Source organism: Pseudomonas sp. BRG-100, assembly GCF_000737955.1.
GTDB lineage: Bacteria > Pseudomonadota > Gammaproteobacteria > Pseudomonadales > Pseudomonadaceae > Aquipseudomonas > Aquipseudomonas synxantha_A.
Genome location: NZ_JPRX01000001.1, coordinates 5,753,088 through 5,775,202, shown reverse-complemented (window position 1 = coordinate 5,775,202; position 22,115 = coordinate 5,753,088). Strand labels below are relative to the sequence as shown.

The following is a 22,115-nucleotide window of genomic DNA, read 5'->3' as shown; positions in this document are numbered from 1 at the left end:
GCGCCCGCAAGCGCCGTTTACTAGAGCCTCGACGAGGCTTAGAGGTTCACTACATTGACGAAACGCGAAGCAGCCGTCTCATCGATTTTCAAGCTGGTGAAATCGAACAGGTTGCGATCAGCCAGTTGAGACGGGATCACATTTTGCAGGCTGCGGAAGATGCTCTCGGTACGCCCGGGGGTCTTGCGCTCCCAGTCCAGCAGCATTTCCTTGACCACCTGGCGCTGCAGGTTTTCCTGGGAGCCGCACAGGTTGCAGGGGATGATCGGGAATTGCTTGAAGTCGGAGTACGCTTGGATGTCCTTCTCGTTGCAATACGCCAGCGGGCGGATTACCACATTGCGCCTGTCATCGGCGCGCAGCTTGGGCGGCATAGCCTTGAGCGAGCCATTGAAGAACATATTCAGGAAGAAGGTCTCGACGATGTCATCGCGGTGATGACCCAGGGCCATCTTGGTCGCGCCGATCTCGTCGGCAAAGGTGTAGAGCGTGCCACGGCGCAGGCGCGAGCACAGCGAGCAGGTGGTCTTGCCTTCCGGGATCAGCTCCTTGACCACCGAGTAGGTGTCTTTCTCGACGATGTGGTATTCAACGCCCAATTCCTTGAGGTAGGCCGGCAATACGTGCTCGGGGAAGCCGGGTTGCTTCTGGTCCATGTTCACCGCCACGATCTCGAACTTGATCGGCGCGACCTTTTGCAGGTGCAGCAATACGTCGAGCATGGTGTAGCTGTCTTTGCCACCAGAGAGGCAGACCATGACCTTGTCGCCGTCCTCGATCATGTTGAAATCGGCGACCGCTTCACCGGCCAGGCGACGCAGGCGTTTTTGCAGTTTGTTCTGGTTGACCGTAAGAGTGCCCATGGCGCTTGGATCCGCTGAAGGTGTGTGACGAAAAGCGCAGCATTTTACCGATATGAGCGGCCGAGTTCCAATGTGGGAAGGGGCTTGCTCCCACATTTGACAGACCCCACCGCGATTAAGCGCCCTGTTTACAGCGCAATTTGCTCTAAAGGCCCTACAGTTATTCCGGTCATCACTTCCTATACTGCGACTTGAGGTCGCACACATATCCAGACCTTTCAGGCCATCTGGCCGGTGGGCGCTCCGATGGGGGGCGATGGTAATAACGACAGGAGTGACTGGCATGATCCATCACGTCGTGGGGCTTTTTACCCATCCCGACCAGGAATGGCGGGAAATCCGTGGCGATAAAGAAGAAAGTATCGGCCACATGTACCTCACTCACACCCTGATTCTCGCGGCGATCCCCGCCGTGTCCGCCTTTATCGGCACCACCCAGGTTGGCTGGGTCATCGGCAACCGGGCGCCGGTGATGTTGACCCAGGAAAGCGCACTGTGGATGACGCTCATGTCGTACGCGGCCATGCTTGGCGGCGTGGCGGTGATGGGCGCGTTCATTCACTGGATGGCCCGCACCTACGACGCCAGCCCCAGCATGGCACGCTGCGTGGCCTTCGCCACCTATACCGCAACGCCACTGTTTGTCGGCGGGCTGGCGGCACTCTACCCGCATATGTGGCTGGGCATGGTGGTCGGCACGGCGGCCATTTGCTACACGGTGTACCTGCTGTATGTGGGGCTGCCGACCTTCATGAGTATCGACCCGGACGAAGGCTTCCTGTTTTCCAGTTCGGTATTGGCCGTGGGCCTGGTGGTACTGGTGGCGATCATGGCGTTTACCGTGATTGTTTGGGGCCTGGGCGTAGGGCCCATCTACACCAACTAGGCAACTCAACCCGCAGGCAAGGCCACCGCAAGGTGGCTTTGTGCGTTATGCATGACCATTCGGCGCCTGACAGATTCGGAAACACCCTGCTTTGCGGCATACTGGGCGTCTCTGGAGATTTGTACAGCATGCCCGAGCAACTCAATACCCGCGTCGAAGATTGTTTCCTGCAAGCCGAATCCTTTTTCAAACGAAGCTTCAAACGCCCCCAGGTCAGCCTCAAGCTGCGGGGCCAGAAAGCCGGTGTCGCGCATTTGCACGAGAACCTGCTGCGCTTCAACCCTCAGTTGTACCGTGAAAACAGCCAGCATTTTCTCAAGCAAACCGTGGCCCACGAAGTGGCGCACCTGATTGCCCACCAGTTGTTTGGCGAGCGTATACAGCCCCATGGCGAGGAATGGCAGTTGATCATGCGTGGGGTTTACGAATTGCCGCCGGACCGCTGCCATACCTATGAGGTCAAGCGCCGCCAGGTGACCCGTTATATCTACCGCTGCCCGTGCGCGGACAGTGACTTCCCGTTCTCGCCGCAGCGCCATGGCCTGGTGAACCAGGGGCGGCGGTATTTGTGTCGGCGGTGTCGGCAGACTCTGGTGTTCACCGGGGAAACTCGGGTGGAATGAGGGCCTTTTCGCAGGCAAGCCAGCTCCCACATCTGGATCTGTGAACGCAATCAAAATGTGGGAGCTGGCTTGCCTGCGAAAGCGTCGGCTCAGTCAACCTACAACCTTGGCCTGACGCAATTCATCTATCCGCTGAGCACTGATCCCCAACTCCACCAACACCTCATCACTATGCGCCCCCACCGCCACCCCAATATGCCTGGGCGCCGGCAACCCTTCTGAGAACTTCAGCGGGCAGGCCAATTGCGCTTGTGTCGAGCCATCCCCCCGGGGCACCTCGCTGACCAATGCCCGAGCCTTCAACTGCGGATGCTCAACAGCCTCCGCCAGGCTCAACACCGGCTCAACACACGCATCCACCCCGGCGAACAACTCGCACAGTTCCTCAAAACTGCGCTTCTCGAATTCCACCTGCAGGGCCTGCTTGAGCACTGCCTGCTGATCTGGCTTCACGCTGCGGGCCGCCAGCTCCGGCCTGCCCAGTGCCTCGCACAACTGCTGCATAAAGGCCGGCTCCAAACTCCCCACCGACATCCAGCGCCCATCGCGAGTGCGATAGTAATCGTAAAAACTGCCACCATTGAGTACATGGTTCTCCCACTCCGGCTCCACTCCGCAGGCTAGATAGCCAGCCCCGACCATGGCGTTCAGGCTGAACGAACAATCGGTCATGCTCACATCCAGGTATTGCCCCACTCCGCTCTGCTGCCTGGCAATCACCGCCGCCAGCAAGCCCACCACCGCATGCAGCGAACCACCTGCCACGTCCGCCAGTTGCACGCCCAGCGGCAACGGCCCGCTGTCCCGCCGCCCGGTGTGACTGGCCACACCGGCCAACGCCAGGTAATTGATATCGTGCCCGGCGCGGTCCTTGTAAGGGCCGGTCTGGCCGTAGCCGGTAATCGACACATAAATCAACCCGGGATTGATCGCCTTCAGCGCCTCATAACCCAGCCCCAGGCGCTCCATAACCCCAGGGCGAAACTGTTCGAGCAGGATGTCATGACTCTTGACCAGCTCACGCACGATCTCCACCGCCTCGGCCTGCTTGAGGTCCAGGGCCAGGCTGCGCTTGTTGCGGTTCAAATACGCGTGGCTCGCCGAGGTACCGCGGTCATGGGGCGGCAACACCCGCAACAGGTCCATGCGCGTGGGCGATTCGATACGCAGCACCTGGGCGCCCATGTCCGCCAGCATCAACGAGGCAAACGGGCCAGGCAGCAAGGTGGAAAAATCCAGCACTTTAAGGGACGCCAAGGGACCTGACATACGGACTCCATCCGGGTTGCGAATCCCCACAGACTAGGCAGCCTTGCGCCTGCCGGCAATCGTCAGAACGATCAGCGACAGTGACCGTTTTGATCACGGCGGGCTTTTTCGCGGCGGCGGCTTTATCATTGGCCGACGTTTGTTGGCAGAGTCTCCCATGAAGTTCGCGATTGCACTGTATAGCGCCGCCCACGCGCCCTCCTCGCGCCGCGCCCTGCTGTTCGCACAAGCAGCGCTGGCGGGCGGGCATGAGATTGTGCGGCTGTTTTTTTATCAGGATGGCGTGTACAGCGCGTCCAATAACATCGTAGCGCCCCAGGACGAGCCAGACATTGCGCGCCAATGGCGCGAGTTTGTCAGCCAGCACCAGCTCGACGGCGTGGTGTGCATCGCCGCCGCCTTGCGCCGTGGTGTGCTGAACGCCGAGGAGGCCGCACGCTATCAACGCAGCGCGGTCAATCTGCAGGCGCCATGGGCGTTATCGGGCCTTGGGCAATTGCATGACGCGATCCAGGATGCCGACCGCCTGATCTGTTTTGGAGGGCCGTGAGATGTCCAAATCCTTATTGGTGATCAGCCGACAGGCGCCGTGGTCCGGGCCAAGTGCGCGGGAAGCACTGGATATCGTGCTGGCTGGTGGCGCGTTTGATCTGCCCATTGGTCTGCTGTTTCTGGATGACGGTGTGTTCCAGCTGGCGCCGCATCAGGCCGCCAAGGCCGTGCAACAAAAAGACCTGAGCGCCAACCTGCAGGCATTGGGCCTGTTCGGCATTGATGACGTGTTCGCCTGCGGCCACAGCCTGTCCGCACGCGGGTTGCTGCCGCCCGCCAATGCGCAGACGCTGCACAGCCAAGCCATTTGCGAGCTGATTGATCGTTACGACCAGGTGATTACCCTCTGATGTCGACTCTACATGTGGTGTCTCACTCTCCCTTTACCGACAGCCGCCTCGACAGCTGCCTGCGCATCTGCGGCGCTCAGGACGCAATCCTGCTGTGTGGCGACGGTGCCTACGCGCTGCACACTCCCGCCCTGCAAAGCAAAGGCGTGAAGGTCTTTGTACTGGCCGAAGACATGCAGGCGCGCAACCTGCCGCTTCCCGACTGGGCTGACAGCGTGGATTATCCAGGTTTCGTGCAACTGTCGATCGACTACGACAAGGTCAACACCTGGCTATGAACACCCTGACCGTCGGCACACGCAGCCTCGAACTGGACAAGGACGGTTACCTCGTCGACCTCAATGACTGGTCCGATGAGGTGGCGCACGCCCTGGCCGCTGCCGAAGCCCTGGAGCTGACCGCGGATCACTGGGAAATCCTCAAGCTGCTGCGCCAGTTCTATACCGAATTCCAGCTGTCCCCTGCCACACGCCCGCTGATCAAGTACACCGCCTTGAAACTGGGCCCGGAAAAGGGCAACAGCCTGCATCTAAACAAACTGTTCAACGGCACTCCCGCCAAACTCGCCGCCAAGTTGGCGGGCCTGCCCAGGCCGACGAATTGCTTATGACCGACTTCGCCCCCTTGACCCTCAACACGCCCGAAGAGCACCCTTTTGCCCAGTTCGTACGCATCCTCGGCAAAGGCAAGCGCGGCGCACGCAACCTCACCCGCGAAGAAGCGCGGCAAGCCATGGGCATGTTGCTCGACGAAAAGGTCGAAGACACCCAGCTCGGCGCCTTTTTGATGCTGCTGCGTCACAAAGAAGAGAGCCCGGAAGAACTCGCCGGTTTCACCGAAGCGGTACGTGAACGCCTGGATGCACCGGCGTTGAACGTGGATATCGACTGGCCGACTTACGCCGGCAAAAAGCGCCATCTGCCGTGGTTTCTGCTGGCGGCCAAGTGCCTGGCGCAAAACGGTGTGCGCATTCTGATGCACGGCGGCGGTGCCCACACGGCGGGCCGGCTGTACACCGAGCAACTGCTGGAGACGCTGCAGATCCCGCTGTGCCGCAATTGGCAGCAGGTGGGAAGCGCCTTCGAGCAGGGCAACCTGGCCTTTATCCCGCTGGGCGACTGGGCGCCGCAATTGCAACGCATGATCGACCTGCGCAACACCCTCGGCCTGCGCTCGCCCATTCATTCCCTGGCGCGGCTGCTTAACCCGCTGAATGCGCGCTGCGGCCTGCAAAGCATCTTCCACCCGGGCTACCAGGGCGTACACCGCGATGCCAGCGGCCTGCTCGGGGACAATGTGATCGTGGTCAAGGGCGACGGCGGCGAGATCGAAATCAACCCCGACACCCTCAGTCACCTGTATGGCACCACCGGCGGCCAGAGTTGGGACGAAGAGTGGCCCGCGCTCTCCGCCCAGCGTCACGTCAAACCGGCGACGCTTGAGCCTGAACAGTTGAAAGCGTTGTGGCGTGGCGAAGTCGAGGACAGCTACCCGCAACTGGCGCTGATCGCCACCATGGCCCTGGCGTTGCGCGGTCTCGGCCACCCGCGGCAACAGGCCTTCGAACTGGCCCAGCAATACTGGGATGCACGGGATAAATCGATTTAGTCGATCATTCACCCCCGGTCTTTGCGCTTTTAGTTCGAACTCATCCCTTTAGACTGGACTCCAACGTTTAACAGCCAAGGAGCCAGTCATGGGTTTGCTGATTGAAGGACAGTGGAAAGACCAGTGGTATGAAAGTAGCGCAGATGGCGCTTTCCAACGGGAACAGGCACAACGCCGCAACTGGGTGACCGCCGATGGCGCGCCCGGCCCGAGTGGCGAAGGTGGCTTCAAGGCTGAGGCTGGCCGCTATCACCTCTATGTATCCCTGGCCTGCCCCTGGGCGCACCGCACCTTGATCCTGCGCAAGCTCAAAGGCCTGGAAAGCCTGATCGACGTGTCAGTGGTCAGCTGGTTGATGCTGGAAAACGGCTGGACCTTCGACAAGGCCCACGGCTCCAGCGGTGACAAACTGGACGATCTGGCCTTCATGCACCAGCGCTACACCGCCGATACGACCGACTACACCGGGCGCGTCACCGTGCCGGTGCTGTGGGACAAAAAACTCAAGCGCATCGTCAGCAATGAATCGGCGGAAATCATCCGCATGTTTAATAACGCGTTCAACGGGCTGACCGGCAATACGCTGGATTTTTATCCCGACACGCTGCGTCCGACCATCGATGCCCTGAACGAACGTATCTACCCGGCCGTGAACAACGGCGTATACCGCGCAGGTTTTGCCACGTCACAACAGGCGTATGAACGTGCGTTTGATGATGTGTTTGCCGAGCTGGATCATTTGGAACAGCACCTGGGCCAGCATCGTTATCTGGCCGGTGAGTACCTGACAGAGGCGGATGTGCGGCTGTTTACCACGTTGATTCGCTTTGACGCGGTGTATTACAGCCACTTCAAGTGCAACCTGCGGCGGATTGCCGATTATGCGAATTTGTCGAATTGGCTAAGGGAGATGTATCAGTGGCCGGGCGTGGCCGAGACGGTGGACTTTGCCCATATCAAGGGGCATTACTATGCCAGCCATCGCACGATCAACCCGACGGGGATTGTACCGAAGGGGCCGTTGCAAGAGTTTGACAACAGCCATGATCGGGCGCGACTTTCAGGTAAAGGTGTCTTTAGCTGATCTGGATTATCGGTTGTATTTGATGGCCTCATCGGGAGCAAGCCCCCTCCCACATTTTGACTGTGTTCACAAACCAAAATGTGGGAAGGGGCTTGCTCCCGATGCTTTTAAGGCTCAGACCTGAGACTGAGCCCCTTCGAACCATTTGAGCTTCTCGCGCAACACCACCACCTCACCCACGATCACCAGCGTCGGCGCATGTACTTCATGCTCCGCCACCATGCGCGGCAAGTCCGCCAGGGTGCCGGTAAACACACGCTGGTTGGAAGTGGTGCCCTGCTGGATCAAAGCCGCCGGTGTGTCCGCCGAGCGCCCGTGCTTGATCAACTGCTCACAAATGATCGGCAAGCCAATCAAGCCCATGTAGAACACCAGGGTCTGCGACGGCCCGACAAGGTCCTGCCAGGGCAGATCCGACGTATTGTTCTTCAGGTGCCCGGTGATGAAGCGCACCGATTGCGCATAGTCACGGTGCGTCAGCGGAATCCCGGCATACGCGGCACAACCACTGGCCGCCGTGATCCCTGGCACCACCTGGAACGGGATGCCATGGGCCGCCAATTCCTCGATTTCTTCGCCACCGCGCCCAAAAATGAACGGATCACCGCCCTTGAGGCGCAGCACGCGCTTGCCTTGCTTGGCCAGGTCGACCAGTTGCTGGTTGATCTTATCCTGAGGCACAGCGTGGTCAGCACGCCGCTTGCCGACGTAAACTCGCTCGGCATCACGACGGCACAGTTCCAGGATCGCCGGCGCCACCAGACGGTCGTACAGCACCACGTCGGCCTGCTGCATCAGGCGCAAGGCACGAAAGGTGAGCAAGTCCGGGTCACCCGGGCCTGCACCCACCAGGTACACCTCGCCGGGTGCATAAGGTGGCGCGCCATTGACCTTTTCGATCAACAGGCGCTCAGCTTCATCGCCCTGCCCGGCCAGTTGACGGTCGGCAATCGGCCCTTGGAACACCTCTTCCCAGAACGCACGGCGCTGCTGCACATCCGGGTACAAACCTTTGACCTGGGCGCGAAAACGCGCGGCCAAACCGGCCAATTGGCCGTAGGTGGACGGAATCCAGGTTTCCAGCTTGGCGCGGATCAAGCGCGCCAGCACCGGCGCGTCGCCGCCGCTGGACACCGCAATTACCAACGGCGAACGGTCGACAATCGCCGGGAAGATCACGCTGCACAAGGCCGGCGCATCTACAACATTGACCGGCACGCAACGGCGCTTGGCCTCACTGGACACTTGCGCGTTCAGCGGCTCGTCGTCCGTTGCCGCGATGATCAGGGTGCAACCCTCCAGGTCAGCCTCCTGATAACCGCGCAAAATCAGTTCCCCGCCACTGCCCAGTACCAGTTCACGCAACTGGTCTTCGATCTGGGGAGCAACCACCCGCAGCAACGCACCGGCGTCGGCCAGCAGCCGGGATTTGCGCAAGGCAATCTCCCCGCCACCGACGACCAACACTCGACTGCCGCGCAGGTTATGAAACAGCGGCAGAAATTCCATTTAGGCGATGACCTCAACGCCGCCCATGTACGGCTTGAGCACCTCAGGTACACGGATCGAACCGTCAGCCTGCTGGTAGTTTTCCAGCACGGCCACCAAGGTACGGCCTACGGCCAGGCCCGAACCGTTAAGGGTGTGCACCAACTCCGGCTTGCCGGTTTCCGGGTTGCGGAAACGCGCCTGCATACGACGGGCCTGGAAATCACCGCAGTTGGAGCACGACGAAATTTCGCGGTACTTGTCTTGGCTCGGTACCCACACTTCCAAATCGTAGGTCTTCACAGCGCTGAAGCCCATGTCGCCGGTGCACAGCGCCAGTACGCGGTACGGCAGCTCCAACAGTTGCAGAACGCGTTCGGCATTGGCGGTCAGGCCTTCCAGGGCTTCCATGGAAGTCGACGGCTCGACCACCTGCACCATCTCGACCTTGTCGAACTGGTGTTGGCGGATCATGCCGCGCGTATCGCGACCCGATGCGCCGGCTTCACTGCGAAAGCACGGGCTGTGGGCAACCAGCTTCAACGGCAGTTGCTTGGCATCGAGGATTTCGCCGGCGACGATATTGGTCAGCGACACCTCGGCGGTCGGGATCAGGTACAGATCGGCTTCGCCGTCGCGAGTGATCTTGAACAGGTCTTCTTCGAATTTCGGCAACTGGCTGGTACCCATCAGCGCCGGCGCTTGGACCAGGTACGGGGTGTAGGCTTCTTCGTAGCCATGCTCACCGGTGTGCAGGTTGATCATGAACTGCGCCAGCGCACGGTGCATACGGGCGATCGGGCCACGCAGCAAAGCGAAACGGGCACCGGACATTTTTGCCGCGGTCTCGAAATCCAGGCCACCGGTCAATTCGCCCAGGGCCACATGATCCTTGATCTCGAAATCGAAGGCTTTGGGCGTGCCCCAGCGGCGTACTTCAACGTTGCCGTCTTCATCTTCGCCTACCGGCACGGATTCGTGGGGCAGGTTCGGAATGCCCAGCAGGATCGAGTCCAGCTCGGTCTGGATGCCTTCCAGCTCGGTTTTGCCGTTGGACAGCTCAGTGCCCATACGCTCGACATCCGCCATCAGCGGTGCGATGTCTTCGCCGCGCTGTTTGGCCTGGCCAATGGACTTGGAACGCGCATTACGCTCAGCCTGCAGTGCTTCGGTGCGGGTCTGGACGGTCTTGCGCTGTTCTTCCAGCGCTTCGATGCGCGCAACATCCAAGGCAAAGCCACGGGATGCCAGGCGGTCCGCTACGTCCTGAAGGTTGCTACGTAACAGTTTGGAATCGAGCATGTCGGTCTCTCGTTATCAAAGTTTGGTCAAGGACAGGCCGGCCCAGGTGGCGAGCAGCCCGCCGAATACGCTGATGCCCAGGTACCCGAAGGCGACCAGGGCCTGCCCGCTTTCCAGCAGCCGCAGCGTATCCAGTGAAAAGGATGAAAAGGTCGTCAGACCGCCTACAAAACCGACAATCAAGCCGGCGCGAATTTCAATCGGCACTTCCGGGCGCAACAGGAACCAGCCGTACAACAGCCCGATAATCAAACAGCCCACCAGGTTGACTGCCAGGGTCGCCGCATAAAAATGCTTCGGCCACTGGGCGCTGACCCAGGTGCTGGTGGCGAAACGCAATAATGTACCAGCGATGCCGGCTGCGGACACGGCAAGAATCGTCTTGAGCACTACTTTCTCCGCTGACGGGGGCTGAGACGGTCGAGTTGGGCCAGATGGTTGAGCTTTTCGCCGATCTTCAGCTCCAGCCCACGGGGCACTGGCTGGTAGAGCGGCAACGGTTCCAGAGCATCGGGGAAGTAGTCTTCGCCGGCTGCATAGGCATCCGGTTCGTCATGAGCGTAGCGATATTCGTCACCGTAACCCAGCTGCTTCATCAGTTTGGTCGGCGCGTTGCGCAAGTGCATCGGCACTTCCAGCGAACCATGTTCAGCCGCCGCTCGCAGCGCCGACTTGAAGCCCATGTACACCGCGTTGCTTTTCGGTGCGCAGGCCAGGTAGGTGATGGCCTGGGCCACCGCCAACTCGCCTTCCGGGCTGCCGAGGCGCTCCTGCACCTCCCAGGCCGCCAGGCACAGGCTCAGGGCTCGCGGGTCGGCATTGCCGATGTCTTCGCTGGCCATGCGCACCACGCGACGGGCCAGGTACAACGGATCGCAACCGCCGTCGATCATGCGTGCGAACCAGTACAGCGCACCGTCCGGGTTGGAGCCGCGCACGGACTTGTGCAGCGCGGAAATCTGGTCGTAGAAAGCTTCACCGCCCTTGTCGAAGCGCCGGCGCGTATCACCCAGCAGGCTTTGCAGCAGATCGACGCCAATTTCACCGCCGTCTTCAGCCAGGTCCGAAGCGTTTTCCAGCAGGTTGAGAAAACGCCTGCCATCGCCATCTGCGGCGGTGAGCAGGATCTTGAAGCCTTCTTCACTGACGCTCAGATGGCGCTTGCCCAGGCCCTTGTCTTCATTCAAGGCCCGCTGCAGCAGCTTTTGCATCGCCGCCTCGTCCAGGCTTTTGAGCACGTAGACACGCGCTCGCGACAACAAGGCGTTGTTGAGTTCAAACGAAGGGTTTTCAGTGGTGGCGCCGATAAAGATCAAGGTGCCGTCTTCAACATACGGCAGGAACGCATCCTGCTGCGACTTGTTGAAGCGATGCACTTCGTCGACAAACAGGATGGTGCGCTTGCCGTACTGGCCGGCCTGCTGCTTGGCGACTTCCACCGCCTGGCGGATTTCCTTGACCCCGGCAAGCACCGCCGAGACCGTTTCAAAGTGGGCATCCGAGACTTTCGCCAGCAGCCGCGCCAGGGTGGTCTTGCCCACGCCCGGCGGGCCCCAGAAAATCATCGAGTGCAGCGCGCCCTGCTCCAGCGCTTCGCGCAAGGGCTTGCCGCGAGCGAGCAGGTGTTCCTGACCGACGTACTCATCCAGGTTGGTCGAACGCAAGCGTGCGGCCAGGGGCTGGGCAATCGGGTCACTTCGAAACAGATCCATGGGCAGCGCTTGAAACCTCTCGGCAGGTTATTCCTGGATCACGTCGGCACCCTTGGGGATGTCGAACTTGAACTTGGATGCATCCACAACGCCGTTGGCCTTGACGCCGGTGAACAGAATATTGGTGCGCTGACCCACGCTGTCGACCAGTTGCATGTCATTGATCAAACCGCCACGGAACGAAAGGCGAAGACTATCGAAAAGGGTGTCTTTGGCTTTCGGCTTGAGGGTGAAATCCATTACGTCACCGGTTTGCTTGGAAGTGATGTCAAAGCTATCGCTGATTTTCGACACATCGCCCGACAACAGCAACGCCGGCGTCTGATTCAAGCGCGGGTCGAGCTTCTTGATCGTGGCCTGCTCTAGATCCGGGTCCCATAAGGTGACCTTCTGGCCATCAGAAACGATGGTCTGCTCAGCCTTACCCTCGGTATGCCAATAAAAAAGCCCTGGACGCTGCACGGCCATTTCACCGGCAGTTTCCTGTAATTGAGTACCACCGGCATCCAGGGTCAACTGGGAGAAGCGCGAGGTCAGGGTTTTGGAGTCATTCAGCAGTCCGGTCAGGCGCGTTACGGCCTGTTCATCAGCGTGAGCCGAAACAGCGGTCAAGGCCAGTGCCGGCAACAACAGCATGCGGATAAAGCGCATGGGAGTCCTCATTGAGTAGTCAGGGCGGTGCCGCGTGTTACCACGCGGCACCGGGGTCAGTCGCGCATCTGCCCGGGGGCGATGATTTCACGCGAGCCGTTGGTGTTCATTGCAGTGACGACGCCGGCGTGTTCCATGGCTTCGATCATGCGGGCAGCGCGGTTATAGCCGATTTTCAACTTGCGTTGCACTGCGGAGATAGAGGCGCGACGGCTTTCCAGCACGAAGGCCACGGCCTCATCGTACAGCGCGTCGGTTTCGGCATCATCGTCGCCGCCGCCGCTGCCACCGTCAAAACCGCTGCCGGCCTCTTCGACGCCTGCGAGGATGTCGTCGTTGTATTCCGGGGCGCCGCGCAGTTTCCAGGCTTCGACCACGCGGTGTACTTCGTCATCGGACACAAAGGCACCGTGAACGCGAATCGGCAGGCTGGTGCCCGGCGGCATGTAGAGCATGTCACCGTGGCCCAGCAGCTGCTCGGCGCCACCCTGGTCGATGATGGTCCGTGAGTCGATCTTGCTCGATACCTGGAACGCCATGCGTGTCGGGATGTTGGCCTTGATCAGGCCGGTGATCACATCCACCGACGGGCGCTGAGTCGCGAGGATCAAGTGAATCCCGGCGGCACGTGCCTTCTGGGCAATACGCGCGATCAGTTCTTCGACCTTCTTGCCGACGATCATCATCATGTCGGCGAATTCGTCGACCACCACCACGATGGTCGGCAGCTTGGTCAGCAGCGGTGCCTCGTCATGAATGTTTTCGCGCTTGTACAGCGGGTCGGTCAGCGGTTCGCCGGCGTCCTGGGCTTCCTTGACCTTGGCGTTGAAGCCCGACAGGTTACGTACGCCCATCTTGGCCATCAGCTTGTAGCGGCGCTCCATCTCGGCAACGCTCCAACGCAGGGCGTTGGCGGCGTCCTTCATGTCGGTAACCACCGGGCACAACAGGTGCGGAATGCCTTCGTAGATCGACAGCTCCAACATCTTCGGGTCGATCATGATCAGCTTGGCGTCATCCGGCCCGGACTTGAACAGGATCGACAGGATCATTGCGTTCACACCCACCGACTTACCGGAACCGGTGGTACCGGCTACCAGCAGGTGAGGCATTTTCGCCAGGTCGGTGATCACCGGCTTGCCGCCGATGTCATGGCCGAGGGCCAGGGTGACCGGCGATTTGAAATTGTCGTACTCGGGGGTCGACAGCACTTCGGAGAAACGCACGATCTGGCGGTCTTCGTTGGGAATCTCGATACCCACGGTGGTCTTGCCCGGGATCACTTCCACCACGCGAACGCTGGTCACGGCCAGGGAACGGGCCAAGTCTTTGGCCAGGTTGGAAATACGGCTGACTTTTACACCGGCGGCCGGCTGGATTTCGTAACGGGTAATCACCGGGCCGGGATGGATCGAATCCACCGACACTTCGACGCCGAACTCCTTGAGCTTGATTTCCAGCAAGTGGCCGACGGCCGCCAGGGATTCCGGGGAATAATTGAGCTGTTTCTTTTCTGCCGGGTCGAGAATCGAGATCGGCGGCAAGGTGCCTTCCACGGCGCTGTCGATAAACAGCGGGGCCTGTTTCTCTTTCTGTACGCGATGGCTGGGTTCCGGCGCCTTGGGCGGTGCCGGCGCGATCACCGGCGGCACCTGCTTCTCGCGGTCCGACATGTGCTTGCTCAGGGCTTGCTCACGCTCGATCAAGCGCTCCTTGACCTTGGCCTGCTCGCGCCGATCCGGCGTGCTCGGGGCCACCACCTCGTTGACGCGGGTGTCCACCTCACGCAGTTGGGCAACCATTTGCTTGCGCTCGACACGGGCGGCCCACCAGCGGTTGGCAGCGCCCTGGAACAATTCGAACAGGTCGAGGGTGATCTTGCCGGTCACGTCCATCACCTTGAACCATGACAGGTCGGTGAACACCGTGAGGCCGAACAGGAACAGCGCGATGAACATCAAGGTGCTGCCCTGGATATTCAGCGTGCGCCGCGCCAGGTCACCGAGGCTTTCGCCCAGCGCCCCGCCCGCACCCGCCGGCAGGCCGGTGGGTGCATGGAAGTGAATATGCGCCAGCGCCGCGCCGGACAGCACCAGGAACACCAGGCCGATCAGGCGCCAGGAAAACAGCCAGCCGCTCCACTGCCACGGCTCGTGACGCTGGCGGAAGATCTGCCAGGTCTTGATCGCCAGCAGCAGCGGGAAAATGTACGCGAAATAACCCAGGATCATGAACAGGATATCGGCGCTGTAGGACCCTACCGGCCCACCGAAATTCTGCACGTCGTCGATCTTGCTGTTATGGCTCCAGCCTGGATCGTCCTTGCCATAGGTGAGCAAGGCCATCATCAGGAACAGGCACAGGGCACCGATGGCAATCAGTGCGCCTTCCTTGAGTCGGTAATGCAGGTGCTGGCGCCAGGCCGGTACGACTGCTGCTTTAGGTGCTGCGGCGGATTTCTTCAAAACGGGTCTTTTCCTGCGCCTTTAGCGCGTCCATCTGTTGAATGACTACACATGACTGCCCTATCCCGAGCAGCTGAAAAATGAACGTATGTTGCTGAATCTACTTTTAACACCAGGTCACGGATAGGTGAAATGGCGATAACGCCACAATGGGCGCATTGTACGGGTTTGCGTGCGCGATGCCACACACTTGCCCTCCACCTGGCAGCCTTGGCAATCGAAGTGTCAAAGCCTGTTCAATTTGAGCATGCATTGCCTTTGCTGACAAAGGCTTATGAGCTGTATCTGGCAATCCAGGCAAACTTGGCAAATGGCTGGCATGTGCCAGCCCCGATTACGACCGCGCCTTATGCGCAGAGTTGCAGAAACACCCGCTCATGCTAATCCGGCCTCACGGCTTAATCGGGCTGGCCCCTTGGCGCCGGGTCGACAATAATCAACGCTTATGCGGCAGATGCCTTGTCTGCCACTCCCCTCCCCTTCCGTAAGCCTGGATGCCATGCTGACCTGGTTACAACGCGACAACCTGACTTTCCCGCCCCTGGCCAAGGCCATGCGCGAACCCAATGGCCTGCTCGCCGCCGGTGGCGACCTGTCGGCCGAACGCCTGATCCAGGCCTATCGCCATGGCTGCTTTCCGTGGTTCTCCGAAGGCCAGCCTATCCTCTGGTGGTCACCCGACCCACGCACGGTGATCTTCCCCGACGAACTGCATGTGTCCCGCAGCCTCGGCAAACTACTGCGCCAACAGCGTTATACCGTGACGTTCGACCAGGATTTCGCCGCCGTCATCCAGGCCTGCGCTGCACCGCGCGCCTACGCGGACGGCACCTGGATCACCGAGGGCATCCAGAACGCCTACCTGGCGCTGCACAAGCGCGGCTACGCCCACTCCGTGGAAGTGTGGGACCAGGGCGAACTGGTAGGTGGCCTGTATGGCCTGGCGATGGGCCAGCTGTTTTTTGGCGAATCCATGTTCAGCCGCGCCGACAACGCCTCGAAATTCGGTTTCGCCACATTGACCCGTCAATTGCAGGCGTGGGGCTTCGTGCTGATCGACTGCCAGATGCCCAATGACCACCTGCACAGCCTGGGCGCCCGCGCCATACCGCGCAGCGACTTCGCTGACTTGCTGCGCAAGCATTTGGACCAACCCAGCTCTGGGCCGTGGGTTTCGTAGGCGACTTTCGCCTACCTGGCTTACACTTATTCCAAAGCTTATCCCGAGGGTTGATCATGACCGAGCTGGCGCGCTTGAAGTTCTATGCCACTCAAGCCCACTCTTGCAGCTATCTGCCCGATGAGCAGGCCACCACGCTGTTCCTCGATCCCAGCCAGCCGATGGACGTGCATGTGTACGCCGACCTCTCGGAGATGGGGTTTCGGCGCAGCGGCGATCATCTGTACCGACCTCACTGCCAGAATTGCAACGCGTGTGTGCCGGCGCGCATCCCTGCCGCGCAATTTTTGCCCGATCGCAATCAGAAACGCATCCTCAAACGCAACGCCGACCTGACGGTAAACGCGGTCAAGCCGCAGTACAGCGAAGAGTATTTCGACCTTTATCAGCGCTACATTGAGCAACGCCATGCCGATGGCGACATGTTCCCGCCCAGCCGTGATCAGTTTTCCACCTTCCTGGTACGTGACCTGCCGTTCTCGCGCTTCTACGAGTTCCGCCTCGATGGACGGCTGCTGGCCGTGGCGGTGACCGACCTGCTGCCCAACGGCCTGTCGGCGGTGTACACCTTCTATGAACCCGAAGAGGAACGCCGCAGCCTCGGGCGCTTTGCGATCCTCTGGCAAATAGGTGAAGCGCTGCGCCTGGAACTGGAAGCGGTGTACCTCGGATACTGGATCAAGAACTGCAAAAAGATGAACTACAAGACCCAATATCGGCCCATTGAGCTGCTGATTAATCAAAGATGGGTCACACTTAACTAGAACCCCTTGGCTTGAACCCTCTTTTTCGGGCACAATGCACGCCGCTTTTGCCTGGCGCAGTTGCACCGGGCCATTCACTGGATACCGAGGGCTTTACTGCATGTCGAAAGAAGACAGCTTCGAAATGGAAGGCACTGTCGTCGACACCCTGCCCAACACCATGTTTCGTGTGGAGTTGGAAAATGGGCACGTCGTAACCGCGCATATCTCCGGCAAGATGCGCAAGAACTACATTCGTATTCTTACCGGTGACAAAGTGCGCGTCGAGCTGACGCCCTATGACTTGAGCAAAGGGCGCATCACTTACCGCGCTCGCTAAGCAAGTCAATACAAAACGCCCGGTTATGCCGGGCGTTTTTGTGTGGGTGGCATACACATAAATTGTGGGAGGGGGCTTGCCCCCGATAGCAGTGTGTCAGGCAACTAATTTGTTGCTGAACCACCGCTATCGGGAGCAAGCCCCCTCCCACATTGGATCTCGATTGTTCTGAGAATTGCATTTCAAGTCAGCAAAAAGGCGCCTTTCGGCGCCTTTTTGTGTTGCTGCAGAACGATCAGGCCATTTCTGCCGTGGTCTCGAACTCGAAGGTCAGCTCGCCGTCCTTCAGATCGATATGCACCACGCCGCCATGGTCGGAGAGTTCGCCGAACAGGATCTCTTCGGCCAGCGGCCGCTTGATCTTGTCCTGGATCAGACGCGCCATTGGGCGAGCGCCCATTGCCGCATCGTAACCGCCCTCTGCGATCCAACTGCGAGCCGCTTCCGTCACATCCAGCTGCACGCGCTTGTCTTCCAACTGCGCCTGAAGCTCGGTGAGGAACTTGTCCACCACGCTCTTGATAACCTCATGGCTGAGGCGACCAAATTGGATAATGGTGTCGAGACGGTTGCGGAACTCCGGCGTGAAGCTCTTCTTGATCACTTCCATTGCATCGGAAGAGTGATCCTGATGCGTGAAGCCGATAGACGCTCGCGCAGCAGTTTCAGCACCGGCGTTGGTGGTCATGATCACGATCACATTACGGAAGTCCGCCTTGCGCCCGTTGTTATCGGTCAGCGTCCCGTGATCCATGACCTGCAACAGCAGGTTGAAGACTTCCGGGTGAGCCTTTTCGATTTCATCGAGCAGCAGTACGCAATGCGGCTGCTTGGTGATCGCTTCGGTCAACAAGCCGCCCTGATCGAAACCGACATAGCCCGGCGGCGCACCGATCAGGCGCGACACGGTGTGACGCTCCATGTACTCGGACATGTCGAAACGGACCAGCTCGATACCCATGGCCTTGGCCAACTGCCGCGCCGCCTCGGTCTTGCCGACGCCGGTAGGCCCTGCGAACAGGAACGAACCGACCGGCTTGTCCGGCGACTTGAGGCCCGCACGGGACAACTTGATCGCAGTGGACAGCGAGTCGATCGCCGCATCCTGACCGAACACAGTGAGCTTGAGATCGCGCTCCAGGTTACGCAGCAGCTCCTTGTCGGAACTGGTGACGTGTTTTGGCGGAATCCGCGCGATTTTCGCCACGATGTCCTCGACCTGAGGCACATCGATACGCTTCACACGCTTCTCGACCGGCTGCAGCCGCTGGTAGGCGCCCGCCTCGTCGATCACGTCGATGGCCTTGTCCGGCATGTGCCGGTCATTGATGTAGCGCGACGCCAGCTCAGCCGCCGCACGCAGGGCCTCATCGGTGTACTCGATGCCGTGGTGCGCTTCAAAACGCCCCTTGAGCCCACGCAGGATGCCAATGGTGTCTTCAACCGAAGGCTCGGACACGTCGACTTTCTGGAAGCGTCGCGCCAGGGCACGGTCTTTTTCGAAAATGCCGCGAAACTCCTGGAAGGTGGTTGAGCCGATGCAGCGGATATCACCCGAAGACAGCAATGGCTTGAGCAGGTTGGAGGCGTCCATCACCCCACCGGAGGCCGCACCGGCACCAATGATGGTGTGGATCTCGTCGATGAACAGGATCGCCTGCGGGCGTTTTTTCAGCTCGCCGAGCAGCGCCTTGAAGCGCTTCTCGAAATCGCCACGGTACTTGGTCCCGGCGAGCAATGCGCCCAGGTCAAGAGAGTAGACGACGCTGTTTGCCAGCAGGTCCGGCACCTGGTTGTCGACAATGCGCTTGGCCAGGCCTTCGGCAATCGCGGTTTTACCCACGCCCGCCTCACCCACCAACAACGGGTTGTTCTTGCGACGCCGCGCGAGAATCTGCGCTACACGCTCGACCTCGCTCTCACGCCCGACCAGCGGATCGATCCGCCCCTGTCGCGCCATCTCATTGAGATTGCTGGCATAGGCATCCAGCGGGTTGCTTGAAGAAGAAGACTCACCGCCCTCGTCGTCCTGCATATCCTGCTCGCCCTCGGAATGATCGCCGTGCCCGGGCACCTTGGAGATACCGTGGGCGATGTAATTGACGACATCAATACGGGCAACGCTCTGCTGCTTGAGCAGAAACACGGCCTGGCTTTCCTGTTCGCTGAAAATTGCCACCAGCACGTTTGCGCCTGTGACCTCACGCTTACCGGAGCTCTGTACGTGGAAGACAGCACGCTGCAATACCCGCTGGAAGCCCAGGGTTGGCTGGGTCTCGCGGTCCTCGTCATGCACGGGGATCAGTGGCGTGGTGGAGTCGATAAACTCCTGCAGATCATGCTTGAGTTTGTCGAGGTTGGCGCCGCACGCACGCAGAACGGTGGCGGCAGCTTCATTATCCAAAAGTGCCAGCAAAAGGTGCTCGACGGTCATGAACTCATGACGCTTCGAACGAGCCTCCTTGAAGGCAAGATTGAGGGTGACTTCGAGCTCGCGGTTTAACATAGCTTCACCTCATACCCAAGTGGTCGGCGTTAACCGTCCTTCTCGATTTCACAGAGTAGCGGATGCTGGCTTTCCCTGGCGTACTGGTTGACCTGCATGGCCTTTGTCTCGGCGATGTCGCGGGTAAACACTCCACATACTGCCCGTCCTTCTGTGTGAACGGCCAGCATTACCTTGGTCGCCAACTCGCGGTTCAGGTTAAAAAACACCTCGAGCACTTCGACGACGAAATCCATCGGTGTGTAGTCATCATTGAACAAAACCACCTTGTACATCGGCGGTGCCTGTAAAGCAGGCTTGGCCTCCTGAACAGCAATGCCTGCAGAACCGTCGTCGTCATGTTCCTGATCCGGGCGATCCTGATTGAATGTTAGTCGAATCTGGCTATTTGCATGCATGGAAAGAAAGGTTCGTCAGTGGTTCAATTACAGTGGTGGGGGCGAGCTGTCAGAATTTCAACTCTGACCGACTGGTCGCCTTGACTATCGGCAAATCGGTGTTACAACCAATAGAGCCCACAGTGGGTAAAAAAGGTCCGCGCAGTCAACCTTATTTATTCGGGTTAGGACGGATAAACTGGATGATACTCCAGTGATGGAGTCTGGTGCAGAGGGATATGGGAATGGCTAGTGGTAAGGTCAAGTGGTTCAACAATGCCAAGGGGTACGGCTTCATCAATGAAGACGGCAAGACTGAAGACCTTTTTGCGCATTATTCGGCGATTCAAGTGGAAGGCTACAAAACGGTGAAAGCGAATCAGCCTGTCACCTTTGATATCGTTCAAGGCCCAAAGGGAATGCAGGCCACGAATATCGTTCTCGTTGATACGCCTGCCACTACGAACGTCGAAAAGAAAAGCAGAAACACCGACTTACATTCAAAAAAGCAACACGCCTGATCAATTATTGAACAAAGCATTGAAAGCAAACCGGCCACCCCGAATCATCAGGGCGGCCGGTTCTCTCTGCCTGCTTACATATGCTTGATCAGCGCATCACCAAAGCCCGACGACGACACCAACGTAGCGCCATCCATCAGGCGCTCAAAGTCATAGGTCACGGTCTTGGCAGAAATCGCACCATTGGTGCCCTTGATGATCAAGTCAGCCGCCTCGACCCAGCCCATATGACGCAGCATCATTTCTGCCGACAGAATCAATGAACCCGGGTTGACCTGGTCCTTGCCCGCATACTTGGGCGCAGTACCGTGAGTGGCTTCGAACATCGCCACGGTGTCCGACAGGTTGGCTCCCGGCGCGATACCAATACCACCAACCTCCGCCGCCAAGGCATCGGACAAGTAGTCGCCATTGAGGTTGAGCGTGGCAATCACATCATACTCAGCCGGACGCAGCAGGATCTGCTGGAGCATGGCATCGGCAATCGCATCCTTGACCACCACATTCTTGCCGGTCTTGGGGTTCTTGAACTGCATCCACGGGCCGCCGTCGAGCAGCGTCGCGCCGAATTCTTCAGCCGCCACTTCGTAGGCCCACTCCTTGAAGGCGCCTTCGGTGAACTTCATGATGTTGCCTTTGTGCACGATGGTCAGCGAGTCGCGGTCGTTATCGACTACATACTGCAGGGCCTTGCGCGCCAGGCGCTTGGTACCCTCTTTCGACACCGGCTTGACGCCAATCCCGCAATCCTGGTCGAAACGGATCTTGGTAACACCCATTTCCTCCTTGAGGAACTTGATCACCTTGATCGCCTCAGGCGAACCGGCTTTCCACTCGATACCCGCGTAAATATCCTCGGAGTTCTCACGGAAGATGGTCATGTCCACATCGCCTGGCTTCTTGACCGGGCTGGGCACGCCTTCAAACCAGCGCACCGGGCGCAGACACACATACAGGTCGAGCTGCTGACGCAGAGCCACGTTCAGCGAGCGAATACCACCCCCGACCGGCGTGGTCAGCGGGCCCTTGATGGACACCACGTAATCCTTGACCGCGTCCAGGGTTTCCTGGGGCAACCAGGTGTCCTGGTCGTAGACCTGGGTCGCCTTTTCGCCGGCATACACCTCCATCCACGAGATTTTGCGCTTGCCGCCGTAAGCCTTTTCAACAGCTGCGTCGACTACCTTGATCATCACCGGGCTGATGTCGACGCCAATACCGTCACCTTCGATATAGGGGATGATCGGTTGGTCAGGAACATTGAGAGAATGGTCTGCATTGACGGTGATTTTGTCGCCGACTGCCGGAACCTGAATCTTCTTGTATCCCATGCTGAACTCCATCTATGGATTGAACATCTGGCTGCGTTCGAGCCTACTCCAGATAAATGGCGACCGAAACCTCGCGCCATGCTCATTTGCATCGAAAACAGCATAAATTGTCGCCTACAAGCCTGAAAGCAAAGGGAAAAGTGCCAATCTTGAGCACATCATTCAACTTTCGGCGTAACCCCGCCCCTGCGACCTTTAGACCAATGGACGACACACCTTTTGTATGAAGGCTCTGCGTAAGCATAGCGACCTATGTATAATGCC

At 59.4% G+C, this 22,115-nt stretch carries 23 protein-coding genes; 12 read left to right on the top strand and 11 right to left on the bottom strand.

Annotation, left to right across the window (positions count from 1 at the left end):
- Positions 1–38: 38 nt before the first annotated feature.
- A complete protein-coding gene (ttcA, locus tag JH25_RS01900) occupies positions 39–863 on the bottom strand; it encodes a tRNA 2-thiocytidine(32) synthetase TtcA (protein ID WP_032880633.1) in 825 nt (274 codons plus the stop codon).
- 283 nt (positions 864–1,146) lie between these two features.
- On the opposite strand from ttcA, the gene JH25_RS01905 reads away from it, so the two are divergent.
- The gene (locus JH25_RS01905; RefSeq protein WP_005789070.1) at positions 1,147–1,749 is read left to right on the top strand and encodes a Yip1 family protein; all 603 of its coding nucleotides are present in this window, start codon (positions 1,147–1,149) and stop codon (positions 1,747–1,749) included.
- Positions 1,750–1,877: 128 nt separating this feature from the next.
- A complete protein-coding gene (locus tag JH25_RS01910; protein ID WP_003192067.1) occupies positions 1,878–2,372 on the top strand; it encodes a SprT family zinc-dependent metalloprotease in 495 nt (164 codons plus the stop codon).
- Positions 2,373–2,465: 93 nt separating this feature from the next.
- Here the strand turns inward: JH25_RS01910 and JH25_RS01915 are convergent, their stop codons facing one another.
- Positions 2,466–3,641, bottom strand: a complete 1,176-nt coding sequence (locus tag JH25_RS01915) for a CaiB/BaiF CoA transferase family protein (protein WP_032880632.1) — start codon at positions 3,639–3,641, stop codon at positions 2,466–2,468.
- Between the two features lie 157 nt (positions 3,642–3,798).
- Here JH25_RS01915 and tusD point away from each other — a divergent pair, with 157 nt between their 5' ends.
- The 6 genes from tusD to JH25_RS01945 all read left to right on the top strand — a co-directional run bounded on the left by tusD (position 3,799) and on the right by JH25_RS01945 (position 7,235).
- Positions 3,799–4,191, top strand: coding sequence for a sulfurtransferase complex subunit TusD (tusD, locus tag JH25_RS01920; RefSeq protein ID WP_005789072.1), 393 nt, complete (start codon positions 3,799–3,801; stop codon positions 4,189–4,191).
- Between the two features lies 1 nt (position 4,192).
- On the top strand, positions 4,193–4,543 hold the full coding sequence (tusC, locus tag JH25_RS01925) for a sulfurtransferase complex subunit TusC (RefSeq protein ID WP_032880631.1): 351 nt from the start codon (positions 4,193–4,195) through the stop codon (positions 4,541–4,543).
- Positions 4,543–4,821, top strand: a complete 279-nt coding sequence (gene tusB, locus JH25_RS01930; protein ID WP_005789074.1) for a sulfurtransferase complex subunit TusB — start codon at positions 4,543–4,545, stop codon at positions 4,819–4,821. The genes tusC and tusB overlap by 1 nt, the downstream gene beginning before the upstream one ends.
- Positions 4,818–5,153 carry a TusE/DsrC/DsvC family sulfur relay protein gene (locus JH25_RS01935; RefSeq protein WP_032880630.1) on the top strand — a complete coding sequence of 112 codons (336 nt, stop codon included), beginning with the start codon at positions 4,818–4,820 and terminating at the stop codon, positions 5,151–5,153. The genes tusB and JH25_RS01935 overlap by 4 nt, the downstream gene beginning before the upstream one ends.
- Positions 5,150–6,151: a glycosyl transferase family protein gene (locus tag JH25_RS01940; RefSeq protein ID WP_032880629.1), complete on the top strand. Its 1,002-nt coding sequence runs from the start codon at positions 5,150–5,152 to the stop codon at positions 6,149–6,151. The genes JH25_RS01935 and JH25_RS01940 overlap by 4 nt, the downstream gene beginning before the upstream one ends.
- 88 nt (positions 6,152–6,239) lie before the next feature.
- Entirely contained in the window at positions 6,240–7,235 is a 996-nt protein-coding gene (locus JH25_RS01945) for a glutathione S-transferase family protein (protein WP_032880628.1), read from the top strand.
- Positions 7,236–7,349: 114 nt separating this feature from the next.
- Here JH25_RS01945 and cysG read toward each other — a convergent pair whose 3' ends face one another.
- Genes cysG through JH25_RS01975 form a run of 6 tightly spaced genes read right to left on the bottom strand, consistent with a single transcriptional unit; the run spans position 7,350 to position 14,853 of the window.
- A complete protein-coding gene (gene cysG / locus JH25_RS01950) occupies positions 7,350–8,744 on the bottom strand; it encodes a siroheme synthase CysG (RefSeq protein ID WP_032880627.1) in 1,395 nt (464 codons plus the stop codon).
- Positions 8,745–10,025 carry a serine--tRNA ligase gene (gene serS / locus JH25_RS01955; RefSeq protein ID WP_005789081.1) on the bottom strand — a complete coding sequence of 427 codons (1,281 nt, stop codon included), beginning with the start codon at positions 10,023–10,025 and terminating at the stop codon, positions 8,745–8,747.
- Between the two features lie 15 nt (positions 10,026–10,040).
- Positions 10,041–10,415, bottom strand: coding sequence for a fluoride efflux transporter CrcB (gene crcB / locus JH25_RS01960; protein ID WP_005789082.1), 375 nt, complete (start codon positions 10,413–10,415; stop codon positions 10,041–10,043).
- Positions 10,415–11,737 (bottom strand): replication-associated recombination protein A, encoded by a 1,323-nt coding sequence (locus JH25_RS01965; RefSeq protein ID WP_032880626.1) that lies wholly within the window; start codon positions 11,735–11,737, stop codon positions 10,415–10,417. The genes crcB and JH25_RS01965 overlap by 1 nt, the downstream gene beginning before the upstream one ends.
- A gap of 27 nt (positions 11,738–11,764) precedes the next feature.
- Positions 11,765–12,388, bottom strand: coding sequence for an outer membrane lipoprotein chaperone LolA (gene lolA, locus JH25_RS01970; RefSeq protein WP_032880625.1), 624 nt, complete (start codon positions 12,386–12,388; stop codon positions 11,765–11,767).
- A gap of 56 nt (positions 12,389–12,444) precedes the next feature.
- Positions 12,445–14,853 (bottom strand): DNA translocase FtsK, encoded by a 2,409-nt coding sequence (locus JH25_RS01975; protein ID WP_005789085.1) that lies wholly within the window; start codon positions 14,851–14,853, stop codon positions 12,445–12,447.
- A 499-nt stretch (positions 14,854–15,352) separates the two neighbouring features.
- Between JH25_RS01975 and aat the strand changes: the two genes are divergently transcribed.
- From aat to infA, 3 genes are all read left to right on the top strand, one after another.
- Positions 15,353–16,033: a leucyl/phenylalanyl-tRNA--protein transferase gene (gene aat / locus JH25_RS01980; RefSeq protein WP_005789086.1), complete on the top strand. Its 681-nt coding sequence runs from the start codon at positions 15,353–15,355 to the stop codon at positions 16,031–16,033.
- Positions 16,034–16,089: 56 nt separating this feature from the next.
- Positions 16,090–16,797, top strand: a complete 708-nt coding sequence (locus JH25_RS01985) for an arginyltransferase (protein WP_005789087.1) — start codon at positions 16,090–16,092, stop codon at positions 16,795–16,797.
- Positions 16,798–16,897: 100 nt separating this feature from the next.
- The gene (infA, locus tag JH25_RS01990) at positions 16,898–17,116 is read left to right on the top strand and encodes a translation initiation factor IF-1 (RefSeq protein ID WP_002553999.1); all 219 of its coding nucleotides are present in this window, start codon (positions 16,898–16,900) and stop codon (positions 17,114–17,116) included.
- Positions 17,117–17,351: 235 nt separating this feature from the next.
- Here the strand turns inward: infA and clpA are convergent, their stop codons facing one another.
- Together clpA and clpS are read right to left on the bottom strand one after the other, a co-directional pair.
- The gene (gene clpA, locus JH25_RS01995; protein WP_032880624.1) at positions 17,352–19,622 is read right to left on the bottom strand and encodes an ATP-dependent Clp protease ATP-binding subunit ClpA; all 2,271 of its coding nucleotides are present in this window, start codon (positions 19,620–19,622) and stop codon (positions 17,352–17,354) included.
- 29 nt (positions 19,623–19,651) lie between these two features.
- Positions 19,652–20,020 carry an ATP-dependent Clp protease adapter ClpS gene (gene clpS, locus JH25_RS02000; RefSeq protein WP_005789091.1) on the bottom strand — a complete coding sequence of 123 codons (369 nt, stop codon included), beginning with the start codon at positions 20,018–20,020 and terminating at the stop codon, positions 19,652–19,654.
- 224 nt (positions 20,021–20,244) lie between these two features.
- Between clpS and cspD the strand changes: the two genes are divergently transcribed.
- Complete coding sequence (gene cspD / locus JH25_RS0127425; RefSeq protein WP_143508461.1) at positions 20,245–20,520, top strand: cold shock domain-containing protein CspD; 276 nt, start codon at positions 20,245–20,247, stop codon at positions 20,518–20,520.
- Positions 20,521–20,594: 74 nt separating this feature from the next.
- Here cspD and icd read toward each other — a convergent pair whose 3' ends face one another.
- Positions 20,595–21,851, bottom strand: coding sequence for an NADP-dependent isocitrate dehydrogenase (icd, locus tag JH25_RS02005; protein ID WP_005789095.1), 1,257 nt, complete (start codon positions 21,849–21,851; stop codon positions 20,595–20,597).
- Positions 21,852–22,115: the final 264 nt, after the last annotated feature.